The 14,134-nt window shown below is 63.3% G+C and carries 14 protein-coding genes; 5 read left to right on the plus strand and 9 right to left on the minus strand.

Annotation, left to right across the window (positions count from 1 at the left end; translation table 11 throughout):
- Positions 1–28: 28 nt before the first annotated feature.
- Positions 29–1,879, plus strand: coding sequence for an AMP-dependent synthetase/ligase (locus AC1D1J_RS14595; protein WP_477695043.1), 1,851 nt, complete (start codon positions 29–31; stop codon positions 1,877–1,879).
- On the opposite strand, the gene AC1D1J_RS14600 is transcribed toward AC1D1J_RS14595, so the two are convergent.
- The 5 genes from AC1D1J_RS14600 to AC1D1J_RS14620 form a co-directional block, all read right to left on the minus strand.
- Positions 1,863–3,119, minus strand: a complete 1,257-nt coding sequence (locus AC1D1J_RS14600) for an ROK family transcriptional regulator (protein ID WP_477686754.1) — start codon at positions 3,117–3,119, stop codon at positions 1,863–1,865. The two genes, AC1D1J_RS14595 and AC1D1J_RS14600, sit on opposite strands and share 17 nt — an antisense overlap.
- Complete coding sequence (locus AC1D1J_RS14605; protein ID WP_477686755.1) at positions 3,116–3,568, minus strand: RbsD/FucU family protein; 453 nt, start codon at positions 3,566–3,568, stop codon at positions 3,116–3,118. The genes AC1D1J_RS14600 and AC1D1J_RS14605 overlap by 4 nt, the downstream gene beginning before the upstream one ends.
- A 229-nt stretch (positions 3,569–3,797) precedes the next feature.
- A complete protein-coding gene (locus tag AC1D1J_RS14610) occupies positions 3,798–4,607 on the minus strand; it encodes an ATP-binding cassette domain-containing protein (protein ID WP_477695044.1) in 810 nt (269 codons plus the stop codon).
- Positions 4,607–5,563 (minus strand): ABC transporter permease, encoded by a 957-nt coding sequence (locus AC1D1J_RS14615; RefSeq protein ID WP_477695045.1) that lies wholly within the window; start codon positions 5,561–5,563, stop codon positions 4,607–4,609. Before AC1D1J_RS14615 ends, AC1D1J_RS14610 begins: the two co-directional genes overlap by 1 nt.
- A gap of 85 nt (positions 5,564–5,648) precedes the next feature.
- Positions 5,649–6,638: a substrate-binding domain-containing protein gene (locus AC1D1J_RS14620; RefSeq protein ID WP_477695046.1), complete on the minus strand. Its 990-nt coding sequence runs from the start codon at positions 6,636–6,638 to the stop codon at positions 5,649–5,651.
- 129 nt (positions 6,639–6,767) lie between these two features.
- Between AC1D1J_RS14620 and AC1D1J_RS14625 the strand changes: the two genes are divergently transcribed.
- The 3 genes from AC1D1J_RS14625 (at position 6,768) to AC1D1J_RS14635 (ending at position 9,716) form a co-directional block, all read left to right on the plus strand.
- On the plus strand, positions 6,768–7,784 hold the full coding sequence (locus tag AC1D1J_RS14625) for a PfkB family carbohydrate kinase (RefSeq protein WP_477695047.1): 1,017 nt from the start codon (positions 6,768–6,770) through the stop codon (positions 7,782–7,784).
- Positions 7,785–7,902: 118 nt separating this feature from the next.
- A complete protein-coding gene (locus AC1D1J_RS14630; protein ID WP_477695048.1) occupies positions 7,903–9,225 on the plus strand; it encodes an SRPBCC family protein in 1,323 nt (440 codons plus the stop codon).
- Between the two features lie 29 nt (positions 9,226–9,254).
- The gene (locus AC1D1J_RS14635) at positions 9,255–9,716 is read left to right on the plus strand and encodes an aromatic-ring-hydroxylating dioxygenase subunit beta (RefSeq protein WP_477695088.1); all 462 of its coding nucleotides are present in this window, start codon (positions 9,255–9,257) and stop codon (positions 9,714–9,716) included.
- Positions 9,717–9,781: 65 nt separating this feature from the next.
- Here AC1D1J_RS14635 and AC1D1J_RS14640 read toward each other — a convergent pair whose 3' ends face one another.
- The 3 genes from AC1D1J_RS14640 to tsaE form a co-directional block, all read right to left on the minus strand.
- On the minus strand, positions 9,782–9,997 hold the full coding sequence (locus AC1D1J_RS14640) for a glycine zipper 2TM domain-containing protein (RefSeq protein WP_457278955.1): 216 nt from the start codon (positions 9,995–9,997) through the stop codon (positions 9,782–9,784).
- 189 nt (positions 9,998–10,186) lie between these two features.
- Complete coding sequence (locus AC1D1J_RS14645) at positions 10,187–11,578, minus strand: N-acetylmuramoyl-L-alanine amidase (RefSeq protein WP_477695049.1); 1,392 nt, start codon at positions 11,576–11,578, stop codon at positions 10,187–10,189.
- Entirely contained in the window at positions 11,575–12,063 is a 489-nt protein-coding gene (gene tsaE, locus AC1D1J_RS14650) for a tRNA (adenosine(37)-N6)-threonylcarbamoyltransferase complex ATPase subunit type 1 TsaE (protein ID WP_457278953.1), read from the minus strand. The genes AC1D1J_RS14645 and tsaE overlap by 4 nt, the downstream gene beginning before the upstream one ends.
- A 15-nt stretch (positions 12,064–12,078) precedes the next feature.
- On the opposite strand from tsaE, the gene queG reads away from it, so the two are divergent.
- The gene (gene queG / locus AC1D1J_RS14655; RefSeq protein ID WP_477695089.1) at positions 12,079–13,131 is read left to right on the plus strand and encodes a tRNA epoxyqueuosine(34) reductase QueG; all 1,053 of its coding nucleotides are present in this window, start codon (positions 12,079–12,081) and stop codon (positions 13,129–13,131) included.
- Between the two features lie 80 nt (positions 13,132–13,211).
- Here the strand turns inward: queG and AC1D1J_RS14660 are convergent, their stop codons facing one another.
- Positions 13,212–14,117 (minus strand): AEC family transporter, encoded by a 906-nt coding sequence (locus AC1D1J_RS14660; RefSeq protein WP_477695050.1) that lies wholly within the window; start codon positions 14,115–14,117, stop codon positions 13,212–13,214.
- Positions 14,118–14,134: the final 17 nt, after the last annotated feature.

Here is a 14,134-nt window from a genome sequence, read left to right on the forward strand (position 1 = left end):
CGCCTTTCTGGCTGGCAGGAAAACCTGAATGAACATCACTCCCCTGGATATTGCCGCAGTGCACACGCTGCCGGAATTATTGGCCTTTCGCGTGGCACACAGCCCCGAGGCTGAGGCTTACCGTGAATTTGATGCCGTCACCGGGCAATGGCGCAGCACCTGCTGGGCTGAGGCCAGCGAGCGGGTCGCGCAGTGGCGGCGCGCGCTGGCGGCCACGCAGCTGCCGGCCCATGCAAGTGTTGCGATCCTGTTGCCTAACGGCCTTAATGCGGTGAGCATCGACCAGGCAGCCCTGTCGTTGGCGCTGGTGCCTGTGCCGCTGCACGCCATTGATAATGCCGGCAGCATTGCCTACATCCTGGCCGACTGCGAAGCTTCCCTGCTGATGGTGTCGTCGCTTTCACAGTGGCAGGCCATTGAGGCTGTGGGAACGCCCTTGCCGGCGCTGCGCTGTGTGGTGGTCGCCGCGCCCGAAGCGCCATTGAGCGGGGCGGGTGGGCCGGTGGCTGTTGTGACCCTGACCGACTGGCTGGCGGCGGGGGAGGGGTACGCCGGCTTGCTGCCCGCACCGCAGGAGGACGACCTCGCGGCCATCGTCTATACCTCCGGCACCACGGGCAAACCCAAGGGTGTGATGCTGACGCACCTCAACATCGTGTCCAACGTGCGGGCCATCCTGTCGCTGGTGGTACCGGCGGAGGACGATGTGTTCCTGTCGTTTCTGCCGCTGTCGCACACGTTTGAACGGACCGCCGGTTATTACCTGCCCATTGCCGCAGGAAGCTGTGTGGCTTATGCGCGTTCCGTGCCCTTGCTGGCCGAGGACCTGAAAACCGTGCGCCCCACAGTGCTGATTTCGGTGCCGCGTATTTACGAACGCGTATTTGCCAAACTGCAGGAAGCGCTGACGCAGTCGCCGCTTAAAACACGCCTGTTTCTGGCGGCGCAGTCTGTCGGCTGGCGGCGGTTTTGCCGCGCACAGGGATTGCTTTTGGCGGAAAGCGGAAAAAGTCCGTGGGCATGGCTGGATCCCCTGGTCTGGCCCCTGCTGGAGCGGCTGGTGGCCGGAACCCTGCGGGCGCAGTTTGGTGGGCGCGTGCGGGTGGCCGTGAGCGGTGGTGCGCCCTTGTCGCACGCGGTGGCACGCTGTTTCCTCGGGCTGGGCCTGCCGCTGCTGCAGGGGTACGGCATGACGGAGACATCGCCCGTGGTGTCGGGCAATGGTGTGGACGACAACGACCCGGCCACGGTGGGTAGGGCCTTGCCGGGTGTCGAGGTGCGCATCAGCGCCAACCAGGAGCTGCAGGTGCGCGGCCTGCTGGTGATGAAGGGCTACTGGAAACGCCCCGAAGACACGGCCCGCGTGCTGACAGAAGACGGCTGGCTGTGCACGGGAGACCAGGCCGTGATCGATGGCGGGCGTATCCGCATCATGGGACGCCTGAAGGAAATCATCGTGACGTCGACCGGCGAAAAAGTACCGCCTGGCGACCTGGAGGTGGCGATTGCCGCCGACTCTCTGTTCGACCAGGTCTTTGTGGTCGGTGAAAACCGCCCCTTCATCGCCTGTGTGGCAGTGGTCAACCCGGCCGAATGGCGGCGTGTGGCTGCAGCGCTGGCGCTGGACCCCGAGGACCCGGCCAGCCTTCACCTGCCGGCTGTCCACAAGCTTGCGCTGGAGCGCATGGCAATCCAGACGAAAGACTTTGCACGCTATGCGACGCCGCGTGCCGTGTACCTTACGCGGGAGCCGTGGACGCCCGAAAACACCCTGATGACCCCGACGCTCAAGCTCAAGCGCAACAATCTGATGGCCCGTTATGCGCGCGAAATCGAGGCGATGTACCGTCCCGAAGCGCGGATCAGCGCCCACCCTTGAGAAACAGGTCGCGGTCGGGTGCGAAGTTGGCATGCAGAGGCAGCATGGCGCCGCCCAGTGCGCGGGCGTCGGAGCCAATGCTGCCGGCGATCACCTGGGCGGGCCAGAGGCCTTCCCAGTTGTAGCGGCCGAGTGCTGCGCCCGTGGCTTCAATCAGGCGCTGCAGCAGCGGGCGGCAAAAGGAGCCATCCATCACCACGGCATCAATATCCAGCAGGGCCGTTGCGCTGACCACGCTGTGGGCCAGTGCATTGGCGGCGCTGGCCACCCAGGCCTGGGTGTCGGACTCGAACGGCGGCTGCAGGGCGCGTTCGTCATAGGCTGCAGTCGGATCAAGCCCGCGTGCCTTGAAACACTGCTCCAGTTCCCACAGCGAAGCCTGGCTGACCAGCTGTGGCGGCGCGCCGGGTGGCTGGGCCGCCTGCAATGGCAGCGATGCCACGGCGCCGGCGTTGTTGTGGATGCCGGCGTGAAGTTGTGAGTTGATGACCAGGCCGCCGCCCACAAAGGTGTCGACAAACAGGTAGAGAAAGCTCTTGAGGTCGCGTCCGCGGCCCGACACCAGTTCGGCCACACAGGCCGCCGAAGTGTCTTTGGCAAAACTCACAGGCAGCTCGGTCATGGCCTGCACTTCGGCGCTGAGGTCGATGTGGTTCCATCGGTCCGACTGCTGCGCTGACAGCCCCAGCATCCGGTGCCAGCCACCGAGCTGGAAGGGCGCGGCCACCCCCACACCGACCAGCCGCGGAGCCAGTGCACCGAGTTGCTCGCGCAGGGTGCGCAGGTTCTGGCCGATCACGGGGAGCAGGGTGTCGGCATCGGGGAAGGCATAGGCCAGCGACAGGCGTTGGCGGACCTGCCCGGTGAAATCGACCAGCAGCCAGTCGGTGCTGCGCCGGCCAATCTTGATCCCCACGGAGAAGGCGCCGTCGGGGTTCAGCGCCAGCGGCACCGAGGGCTGGCCAATGCGCCCGCGCACGCGATCGTGCCGGATCAGCAGGTCGTCTTCTTCCAGCCGGGTAGTGATCAGCCCGATGGTCTGTGCGGTCAGGTTGGTCAGGCGGGCCAGTTCGGCTTTCGGTACGCTGCCGTGCAGGCGGATGGCCTGCAGCACCACGCGTTCATTGAACTGGCGCATGCCCACGTGGTTGGAGCCGCGCTGGCGCAGCCACACAGGCGTGGCTGCTTCGGATTCCGCAGAGGTAGCGGGAGTGGCCGCAGTGACAGGAGATTCGGTCATGGACGCAGATTTTCGCCGATGACCCCTTTGCGCAGGATGAAGTTGCCAAAAGGCTGCAATTCACCCGTCACCACAATCGCATAGGCTTGGCGTACCCGTTCATAAAACGCGTAGCGCTCAACGGCCTCGGCCTGCTGGTGCGGCAGCCAGTTCGGGGCCAGCAGCGCCAGTACCTCGCGCTGCAGCTCTGAACGGTAGGGAGCCTCGGTACCGCTGACCTGCATGTAAGCCACCGGATGATCCACGTCTTCAGCCAGAGGCAGCAGTGAAGCCACGGCCCGAACTGTTCGCGCCATGCCGTGGCCAGGCAGGCGAAGCACCGGTTTGCCCGCGCCCACACTCATGGCCGTGAAGTTGGCATCGGCCAGCAGCAGCGCGTCATCATGACCCATCTCCGCCAGGAGCTTGAGCAAGTCGGGCGTGAGCAGAGGGTCAATGCCTTTAAGCATGAGCGGGCCTCATGTGGTTCCCTCTTCACCAGCAGGGGCCGCGGAACCGGCTTCGCCGGGCCGCAGGCGCAGCGCCCCCTCGGGGGGCAGCGTAGTACACGCAGTGACAGGCGTGGGGATTTCCTCTTCACCAGCCGGGGCCGCGGAACCGGCTTCGCCGGGCCGCAGGCGCAGCGCCCCCTCGGGGGGCAGCGTAGTACACGCAGTGACAAGCGTGGGGGCCAATATGTCAGGCAAGCGCGGACTCCGGCAGTTCTTCGGCCGTCTTGGCGCCCGTCATCACGGCCACGGTGTCGCTCATGCTGATGGTCTTCGGATTCACGACTGCCGCACGACGGCCCAGGCGCTGGATGTGGATGCGGTCGGCGATTTCAAACACATGCGGCATGTTGTGGCTGATCAAGATGACGGGCAGTCCTTTGTCTCGCACCCGGCGAATCAGCTCCAGCACCATGTTGCCCTCCTTCACGCCCAGGGCAGCCGTGGGTTCATCCATGATGACCACATGCTGCGCAAACGCGGCAGCGCGCGCCACGGCCACGCACTGGCGCTGGCCGCCCGAAAGTGTTTCCACGGCCTGTGTCATCGAACGAATCCCGACCTTGAGTTCCTGCATGCGGGCAATGGCCTGCTCCAGCATCTTCTTCTTGTCGAGCACGCGCAGCCACCGGCCCAGGGGGCCGGGCTTGAGGAGTTCGCGGCCCAGAAACAGGTTCTCCGCAATGCTCATGGCAGGGGCCACGGCCAGATCCTGGTAGACGGTTTCGATCCCGGCACGGCGCGCATCGATGGGAGACTTGAAGCGCATCGGCGTGCCGTCGAGCAACAGTTCGCCTTCGTCAGGCACGGTGGCGCCCGACAGCGCCTTGATCAGCGAGGATTTGCCGGCGCCGTTGTCACCGATCACGGCCAGGATTTCGCCGGCGCGTAGTTCGAAGTCGGTACCGTCCAGTGCGGTGACCTGACCGTAGCGTTTGACCAGCCCTTTGGCCTGCATGATCAAAGGCGCAGGAGTTTGGAGGGGCGTTGGGGTGTTCATCAGCGGGGCCCTTTGCGCGACATCTGGTCGGCCGCGACCGCCAGGATCACCAGAATGCCGGTAATCAGTGTCTGGTAGACGGAGGCAACGCCCATCAGGGTCAGGCCGTTGCGGAACACGCCCACAATCACCGCGCCGACGAGTGTACCCAGAATGATGCCGCGTCCGCCAAACAGGCTGGTGCCGCCCAGCACCACGGCAGTGATGGCATCCAGGTTTTCGGTTTGCCCGGCATTCGGGTCGCCGACGCCGGTGCGCGCCACCGACAGGAGCGCGGCGATGCCGTAAAAAAGACCGGCCAGCGCGTACACGGCCACCAGCACGCGGTCGACCCGGATGCCGGTCAGCCGTGCGGCTTCGGCGTTATTGCCCACTGCATACAGGTGCCGGCCCGGTGCGGTGTCACGCAAGACAAACCACGCCAGCAGGTAGAGGCCGATCATGGCGACGGTGCCCAGGCTGACTTCGGTGCTGCCCACATCGAAGGTGTTGCCCAGCGCCGTCAATTCCGTCGGGAGGTTGGGAACGATTTGCGCGTTGGAGTAGATCTGGGTGATCGCAAATGCGATGTTCAGGGTGCCCAGCGTCACGATGAAAGGGGGCAATTTGATACGGGTGACCAGCAGGCCATTGAGAAGGCCGAAGCCGGTCGTGACCGCCAGGCCGCAGGCAATGGCCAGATAGGGGTTGATGCCGTAATTCACGGCGAACTTGGTCATCACCATGCCGCCCAGTGCCATCACCATGCCGCAGGACAGGTCGATGCCAGCCGTCAGGATGATCAGGGTCTGACCAATGGCCAGGACACCGACGACCATCACCTGCTGCAGAACCAGGGACAGGTTTTCACCCGTCAGGAAGCGGTCGGACTGGGTGGTAAAAAAGATGCAGGTGGCCAGCAAGGCCAGCCAGGGGCCGAGGGCTCCCCAGGGGATGTGGCGCGAAGACAGGTTCATCGGTAAGGGCCCAGGATGAGGAAAATGATGTTGTCATCCTGCACCAGGTCCGGTGCGGGATGACGGGCGGCAAGCGTTTGGCCGATTACTTCGCACCCCAGCAAAGGTCCAGGCCCGTTTTGGTGTCCTTACTGTCTACACCCGGGAGGGCTTTGGCCGAGATCAGGGTCACCCCGGTGTCGGTGTAACCCGAAGCCTTTTTGCCGCCCTTTGCGTAGCTGACACCCGCTGCCACGCCCAGCGCCGCCATGGTCAGGGGGTATTGCTGCGACGTTGCGGTGATGATGCCGGCTCCCGTGTCCTTGATGCCCTGGCAGCCGCCGTCAACCGAGAGGATGGTCACGCCTTTTTCCTTGCCGGCCTTTTTCAGTGCATTGAATGCGCCGGCGGCTGCAGGTTCGTTGATGGTGTAGACCACGTTGATATCGGGATTTTTTTGCAGGCAGTTTTCCATGGCGGTCTGGCCTTTGGCCTGGTCACCAAAACTGTCAGCCATGCAGACCACGGCCGGGTCTTTGGATAACTCGTTGGATTTGGCATCGGCCGCTGCCAGGCCGAAACCCTTCATGAAGCCGTTGTGACGCTGCGCGCCCACGGGGTGACCGGGAAACAAATCGAGCGTGGCGATTTTGGCAGGCTTGCCGGCCATTGCTGCCTTGGCGTACTGGCCAATCAGCACACCGGCCTTGTAGTTGTCGGTGGCAAACAGCGCGTCAGCTCCCGCAAAAGGGCTGTCCAGTGCAATGATCTGCACGCCCTTGGCCTGGAGTTTTTTGACGGTGGGTGCGATGGCATCGCCGCTGGCGGTGATCAAAATGGTCTTGGCGCCGGCGGCAGCCATGTTTTCGAGGGCCGTGATCTGTCCAGCGGTGTCGCCGTCCGATTTGCCGGCGGCGGTCAGCAGCTTGGCGCCGAGTTTTTTGGCCTCGGCTTCAGCGCCTTCCTTCATCTTGACGAAGAAGGGGTTGGTTTCGGTTTTGGTAATCAGGCCGATCACAGGTTCGCCCGCTGCAAAGGCTGATGTGGCGGCCAGCGCGAGGCTGGACAGTGCCAAGAGAGTGGTGGTCTTTTTCATCAAATTGTCTCCTTGTTGAATCGGCATTCCAGGCCGCCAGGCACTGGGGTTCGAGGGAAAGTACCCATGAGTGCTGGGCCTTGGTGAACTATAGTGGCGCTTGAGTTATTAAATCAAGTTGTTTTAGTTATGGATTACCCTGAGATCATGGAAAACCCTGGGAAATTGGTGCAAGTTGCAACCGCTGGTGAAGCATTGATTGACCTGATCGTTCAACCGGACGGACGTTATGAACCCTGCCCGGGTGGCGCTGTTTTCAACCTGACGCGTGCGCTGGCCCGGCAGGGCGTCAACACCCTGTACCTCAACCCTTTGTCGCGCGATCGCTTTGGCCGCCAGCTGGCTGCAGCGTTGGCTGGCGATGGTGTGCGGCTGGCCTGTCCACAGCCTGTGGCACAAAGCACCTCACTGGCCGTAGTGGGGCTGGATGACGCTGGCCATCCCGACTACGTTTTTTACCGGCAGGAAGTGGCGGACCGTGCGGTCACGGCGGACAGCCTGATCCAGTCGTGTCAACGCGTCCCCGCGCTCGAGATGGTATACACCGGCGCCCTGGCACTCGCGCCCGAGGATGCGGGCCGCTACCTGCCATGGCTGCGTGCCCAGCATCAGGCGGGCAGCGTGGTGGTGGTGGATGCCAACCTGCGGCCGTCGGTCATGCCGGACCTGCAGGACTACAGGCGCAACGTGCACGCTGCGCTGCAACACGCCGACGTCGTCAAAGTCAGTGATGAAGACCTGGAAAACCTCGAGATACCGGGCGCGGATGTGTTTGTGCGGGCGCAGCATTTGCTGGAGGCGAGCGGCGCTGGTTTGCTGGTTCTGACTCTGGGGCCACATGGGGCTTGTCTGTTGGCGCGCGATGGCCGGCAGTGGCGCGCGCGTGAGTCCCGGCCGTTGGCGGTGGTGGATACCGTGGGTGCAGGCGACTGTTTCCTAGCCGGCTTCATGGCCGCCTTGCTCGCGCGGAAAACCGGTGCGAGCGGCACTGGCGCCCTGCTAACGCTGCCCGACGATGTGGGGCGTAACTTGCTGGCCCATGCTGTGGCCAGCGCCAGCTTGTGTGTCATGCAGCGTGGCTGTGTGCCTCCGACCGGGGCGGAAGTGCAGGCCAGGATTGAACAGGCAACCTGCGTATTTGACTGACGGCCGCTACCGATGCCTTACTGAAAAGATCAGGGAAAGAAGTCAGAGATCGTAAGTAAGCGTATTATCTGTCCGAAATCCTGTGCACACGTATGCTGCAGGACCCGGAGACATTCAGATGAACGCACCCCATACCCTGTCACGCTGGAGCGACCCCGGCTCCAGTCGCGTGCCCTTCTGGGCCTACACCGATGCGCAGCTGTACCAGCGCGAGCTGGAGAAAATCTTTTACGGCGCGCACTGGTGTTATGTCGGCCTGGAGGCCGAGATTCCCAATGTGGGCGACTACAAACTCAGCCATGTCGGTGAACGCCAGGTGCTGATGGTGCGTGACCGTATCGCGCCCAAGGACCGTGCCACCGATCACGGCATACGCGTGGTGGAAAACCGTTGTGCCCACCGTGGCGTGCGTTTTTGCCAGAACCCGCAGGGAAATGCGCGCAGCTTTGTCTGCCCTTATCACCAGTGGACCTACAAGCTCAATGGTGACCTGGCGGGGCTGCCCTTCAAGGACGGCGTGAAAGAGGGTGATTGCGTCAACGGCGGCATGCCCGAAGGGTTCGATCTCAAGGACCATGGGCTGACCAAACTGCGTGTTGCAGTGCTGCACGGCCTGGTGTTTGCCACTTTCAGCGACGACACCGAACCGCTGGAAGACTACCTCGGCCCGCAGATCACGCCGTGGCTGGACCGCATCTTCAAAGGCCCCGACGGAGCGCGCAAACTGACGCTGCTGGGCTACAACCGCCAGCGCATTCCGGGCAACTGGAAGCTGATGATGGAAAACATCAAGGACCCATACCACCCCGGCCTGCTGCACACCTGGTTTGTAACCTTCGGCCTTTGGCGCGCCGACCAGAAAAGCCGCATGGTGATGGACGGCGAGGGTCGCCATGCCGTGATGATTTCGCGCCGCAACGAGGGTGGGCAGAACGACGCCGTGACCGAAGGCGTGACCTCGTTCAAGGCCAACATGGCCCTGCATGACGACCGCCTGCTGGACGTGGTGCCCGAGCCCTGGTGGAAGATGCCCGACCCATCCAGCCCGGGCCGTGACATCACGCCGACCGTGACCATGATCACGCTGTTTCCCAGCCTGATCATCCAGCAGCAGGTCAATTCGCTGAGCACACGCCACATCGTGCCGCGTGGGCAGGGTGAGTTTGATTTCATCTGGACGCACTTTGGCTTTGCCGACGACACACCCGAAATGACGCAGCGCCGCCTGCGCCAGGCCAACCTGTTCGGCCCGGCCGGTTTCGTTAGTGCGGATGACGGTGAAGTGATCGAGTTCAGCCAGGCCGGCTTTGCACAGGCTGGCGACACCGGCTCAACACTGTGCGAACTGGGCGGCACCGGCACTGAGATGACGGAGCACATGGTCACCGAAGCCCTGATCCGCAGCATGTATGCCTACTGGAAGAAAGTCATGGGTCTATGACGGCGAGTGAACAGGGACTGCAGCGCCTGATGCTGCAACTGGAGGTGGACCAGCTCAACGCAGCCTACGCGGCGGCGCTGGACGAAAAACGTTTTGAAGCGTGGCCGGAATTTTTTGTGGAGGAAGGCCGCTACAAGGTGCAGGCCCGCGAGAATTTTGACCGCGGCCTGCCGCTGGCCCTGATGGCGCTGGAAAGCCGGGGCATGATGAAGGATCGGGTGTATGGCGTCACGCAGACGATCTATCACGGACCTTATTACATGCGCCACATCATCAGCCCGGCGCGCATCCTCTCGGAGGAAGGCGATGTCGTCAAGGCCGAGGCCAACTACGCGGTATTCCGCACCAAGCCGGGTGGGGTGAGCGAGGTCTACAACGTCGGGCGTTATATCGACGAGCTCATCAAAAAAGACGGCGTCCTGAAATTCAGGAGCCGTCTTTGTGTGTATGACAGCGAGATGATCCTCAACTCGCTGATCTATCCGGTGTAGCAGGGATACTGGTGCAGGCAGCACCAACCCGGCAGGTGCCGGGGCCGCGTTGCCTGGCGTTTCTTTTAGCGCCTTTTACCGACCTCGTTACCGATCACCGCTCCGGCTGCCGCGCCGCCCACGGTGCCCAGGGTGCTGCCGAATACGGCATTACCGACCAGGCCACCGGCCACGGCACCAACACCGGTGCCTATCTGTGCATTGGTCGGGCTGGTGCTGCAACCACCCAGGCCTATCAGTGCCGCCGCTGCTACCGCTGACATCATCAATTTCGTATTCATCCTGTCCGCCTTTGCTCAAAGTTTCAGGCTTGCTGCGGGTGTTCACATCGTGAAGCCCCGACCTTGCCTGTGACTTCACTGTAGGAGGGGCGGGTCGGTGGCGGTTGTAGGAGAAGGCTGCCGCGGCGTGTCGGCTTGCTGCGGTCCCGGGTGGTAATTTCGGCGCATCCGTGTGCGCCGACGCGGTGCTTAAACGGCGCGGTTGCGTGCCAGCGGCGGGTTGCGCGCGAAGTAGCGCGTGATGCCGCGCATCAAGGCGTCGGCCAGCTGTACCTGGTATTCGTCACTGCGCAGTTTGGCTTCTTCGTCGGGGTTGCTGATGAAGGCGGTCTCCACCAGCACACTGGGAATGTCAGGCGCTTTCAGGACAGCGAAGCCGGCTTGCTCGACCTTCGGTTTGTGCAGCTTGCCGACATTGCCGATCTCGCCCAGCATGGCACTGCCGAGCTTGAGGCTGTCGTTGATCTGCGCCGTGGTGCTCATGTCGAGCAGGGCTTTCTGTACCTGGGCGTCCTTGGCCTTGACGTTGATGCCGCCCACCAGGTCGGCGGAGTTTTCTTTATCGGCGATCCAGCGCGCGGCGCTGCTGGAGGCCCCTTTTTCGCTGAGCGCGAAGACGCTGGCGCCTTGCGGTCGTGCCGTAAAAAATGCGTCGGCATGGATGCTGATGAAAAGGTCGGCCTGCACGCGCCGCGCTTTTTGCACGCGCACATGCAGCGGCACAAAGAAGTCGGCATCGCGCGTGAGGTAGGCGCGCATATTGGGCTGCTGGTTGATACGGTCGCGCAGGCGATGCGCGATCTGCAGCACCACGTCTTTCTCGCGCGTGCCGCCGGGGCCGACGGCGCCGGGATCTTCCCCTCCATGGCCCGGGTCCAGCGCGACGATGACGAGGCGGTCGGTCTTGTTCTTCGCGATGACGGCCGCTTCGGGCAAGGTCTTGGCTCCGCCCGGGCTGGCGGGGCCGGTCGTTGGCCCGTGGGTCTTGTCCTTGTCTTTCTCCGCGACAGCTGCCGGCGGTGGCTTCCCGTCGGCCTGCTTGCCCGACTGCCGCGCGATCAGATCGGCGATAGGGTCATTGGCCGGCGCGGGCGCCGCGCCCGGTTGCCTGTCGGCGAGCTTCTCGGCAATCAGTGCTTCGAGCGGGTCGGCGACCTGCGTCGGGTACAAGTCAAACACCAGCCGGTACTGGTAGGCCGCCACAGGCGGCAAGGTGAACACCTGCGGCTGGATGGGCTGCTTGAGATCTATCACCAGCCGCACCACGCCAGGGGCGTTTTGCCCCACGCGTATGCCCGAGATATTCGGGTCGTCGGATTTCACCTTGGCGACCAGTTCGCGCAGCGCGGGAATCAGGTCTATGCCTTCCATGTCAACGGCAAGGCGCGGCGGGTCGGCGATGAAAAATTGTTTTGCCTTGATCTCGCCGTCCGACTCGATGGTGAGCCGCGTGTAGTCTTTGGACGGCCAGACACGTACGGCCACGATGGTCGCCCCGCGCGCGATGTGCTGCACGCCCAGCAGAAGTACTACGCTGCCCAGTTGCAGGGCGCTGCGGCGGGTGACGGGCTGCCGCTTCATGCCAGCAATTCCGCGCCTGTGGGCGTGTGAGCCGTCAGGGTAACTGCGCGGGTATCGTCCGGCAGGACTTCCAGGTGGAGCCGCAGATCAGGTTGCGGCAGATGCGGGCCTGCTTTTTCCGGCCATTCGACCAGCTTGAGCCCGGTGCTGGCAAAGATGTCGCGTAACCCCGCCTCTTCCCACTCGCGCGGATCGTTAAAGCGGTAGAAGTCAAAATGCCAGATATTCATCTTCGGCAAAGTGTAGGGCTCGACCACTGCATACGTGGGACTTTTGATGCGGCCTTCGACGCCCAAACTCTTGAGCAGGTGGCGCACAAAGGTGGTCTTGCCGGCGCCAAGGTCGCCCTGAAGCTCAATGAGCGCGCGGCCAATGGCGGGATGACCCGCCAGTGTTTGCGCGAATGCCGCCGTGGCCGCTTCGTCGGGCCAGGGAATGTTTTTTACAATCAGCGGGTGCCCGCCAGCAATTCTTTGAACAGTCATCAATTCGTTTCTCAAATTCAAACCTGGGCGCGCGAGCTTGGATTTTCGCAAATTGGCGTGGCCGGTGTGGATTTATCGTCGGCCGAGCCCGGATTATCAGCCTGGCTGGCCGCAGGCTTCCATGGTGACATGCATTACATGGCAGCGCACGGGCTCAAACGGGCCCGGCCGGCCGAACTGATACCGGGTACCGTCAGCGTCATCACGGCACGCATGGACTACCTGCCCGCATCGACGGCTGCCGCCCCGGGCGAATGGCAGGCCCTTGAGTTCAGCCGGCTTGAGCGGCCGGCCGAAGGCATTGTGTCGGTGTATGCACGTGGCCGCGACTATCACAAGATCATGCGCGCGCGCCTGCAAAAACTCAGCGAACGCATCTCCGGCCACGTCGGCCAGCTGGGCCATCGGGCCTTCACCGATTCCGCGCCTGTGCTGGAGGCCGAGCTGGCAGCCCGCAGCGGCCAGGGCTGGCGCGGCAAGCACACCTTGCTGCTCAACCGGGAAGCGGGCTCCATGTTCTTCCTGGGGGAAATCTACGTTGACATTGCCCTGCCGCCCAGCGAGCCGGTGACGCCGCACTGCGGCACCTGCCAGGCCTGCATTGACGTGTGCCCGACGCAGGCGATCATCGCACCCCACAAGCTCGATGCACGGCGTTGCATCTCTTACCTCACCATCGAACACGCGGGTCCGATCCCGCTGGAGCTTCGTCCGCTGATGGGTAACCGGATTTATGGCTGCGACGACTGCCAGCTGGTCTGCCCGTGGAACAAGTTCGCCCAGCGTAGCGCCTTACCTGACTTTGACGAGCGCAGCGGCTTGACCGGGCAGCAACTGGTCACGCTGTTCAGCTGGACGGAAGCAGCGTTTTTGCGATTCACCGAAGGCAGCCCGATACGCCGTATTGGCCATGAACGCTGGCTGCGCAACATTGCGGTGGCCATGGGCAATGCCCTGCGTGTAATCGATCCTGAGGCGGGACAGCCCCTGCGCGAGGCCCTGCAAATGCATGCCGCCTCTCCCAGCGAGCTGGTGCGGGAACACGTGGCCTGGGCCCTTGATCAGTAAATTTGAATGAAATTGGCCTGCAACCCTTTAAGGACGTGCGCGAGCAGCTATTAAATCAATAGCAAGTAGCCAGCTTCTCCCTAACGCAGCACACCCAGGGCAAACGGCAGGCTGACTACGCCCAGCATGGTGGACAAGGTCACCAGCCCCGCCACGTAACCCCCGTTGTAGCCCATGCGTGCCGCCAGCACGTACGCGCTGGAAGCGGTCGGCAAGGCGGAAAACGCCAGCAGGATGGTGCTTTGCACCGGCGACAGCCCGAAGGCTTTGCACAGGCCCAGTGCCACGACCGGCATCAACAGGTGCCGTATCGACAGCACGGCCACTGCCAGCGTTTTGGCTTGCGACAGGTGGCCGAACTGCATGCCGGCGCCCGCCGCCATCAGGCCCAGGGCCAGCGAGGCGGCTCCAATGCGCGTCACCGTAGGTTCGAGCCAGACAGGCAGGGTAAAGCCGAGCAGGTTGGCCACCAGGCCTGTGGCCGTGGCCAGGATCAGCGGATTGCGCACCAGCTCGCCCATGAAGCCGCGCCTGGCATGCCGCGCCATGGGCCACACCGCCGCCACGTTGAAAAGGGGCACGCACACACCAATCAGCACGGCGATCAATTGCAGGCCCTGGCTGCCCGCCAGCCGGTCGGCCAGAGCCAGCGCAATGAAGGAGTTGAAGCGAAATGCCACCTGCGCGCTGGCGGCGTGCTCACGCGAGTCGATGTGCTTGCCCAGCCAAGGCAGGTGCGGCAGGCTGTAGGCCATCGCAATACCGGCAATCCCCAGCAGGATGCCGGCGCTGATGAGGCTGGATGCGGCGCCCAGGTCCAGCGGGCTTTTGACGATCGAATGAAAAAGCAGGACCGGAAACAAAAAGTAATAAACCAGGCTCTCCACCTGCTCCCAAACGGTGCGGTTAAGGGCGGTGTAGCGGCAGACGAGGTAGCCGCAAACAATGAGGGAAAAGTCGGGAAAAAGAAGCTGCGCGTAGTTCACTCGCCGAGAATAACCGC

This window comes from Polaromonas sp. P1_F8, assembly GCF_056405635.1.

What these genes read in the sequence shown, in the direction of transcription:
- AC1D1J_RS14605 (WP_477686755.1), bottom strand. Translation starts at nt 3,568, where the DNA reads ATGCTTAAAGGCATTGACCCTCTGCTCACGCCCGACTTGCTCAAGCTC.
- AC1D1J_RS14640 (WP_457278955.1), bottom strand. Translation starts at nt 9,997, where the DNA reads ATGAATACGAAATTGATGATGTCAGCGGTAGCAGCGGCGGCACTGATA.
- AC1D1J_RS14595 (WP_477695043.1), top strand. Translation starts at nt 29, where the DNA reads ATGAACATCACTCCCCTGGATATTGCCGCAGTGCACACGCTGCCGGAA.
- AC1D1J_RS14630 (WP_477695048.1), top strand. Translation starts at nt 7,903, where the DNA reads ATGAACGCACCCCATACCCTGTCACGCTGGAGCGACCCCGGCTCCAGT.
- AC1D1J_RS14645 (WP_477695049.1), bottom strand. Translation starts at nt 11,578, where the DNA reads ATGAAGCGGCAGCCCGTCACCCGCCGCAGCGCCCTGCAACTGGGCAGC.
- AC1D1J_RS14620 (WP_477695046.1), bottom strand. Translation starts at nt 6,638, where the DNA reads ATGAAAAAGACCACCACTCTCTTGGCACTGTCCAGCCTCGCGCTGGCC.
- AC1D1J_RS14610 (WP_477695044.1), bottom strand. Translation starts at nt 4,607, where the DNA reads ATGAACACCCCAACGCCCCTCCAAACTCCTGCGCCTTTGATCATGCAG.
- AC1D1J_RS14635 (WP_477695088.1), top strand. Translation starts at nt 9,255, where the DNA reads ATGCTGCAACTGGAGGTGGACCAGCTCAACGCAGCCTACGCGGCGGCG.
- AC1D1J_RS14600 (WP_477686754.1), bottom strand. Translation starts at nt 3,119, where the DNA reads ATGACCGAATCTCCTGTCACTGCGGCCACTCCCGCTACCTCTGCGGAA.
- tsaE (WP_457278953.1), bottom strand. Translation starts at nt 12,063, where the DNA reads ATGACTGTTCAAAGAATTGCTGGCGGGCACCCGCTGATTGTAAAAAAC.
- AC1D1J_RS14615 (WP_477695045.1), bottom strand. Translation starts at nt 5,563, where the DNA reads ATGAACCTGTCTTCGCGCCACATCCCCTGGGGAGCCCTCGGCCCCTGG.
- AC1D1J_RS14625 (WP_477695047.1), top strand. Translation starts at nt 6,768, where the DNA reads ATGGATTACCCTGAGATCATGGAAAACCCTGGGAAATTGGTGCAAGTT.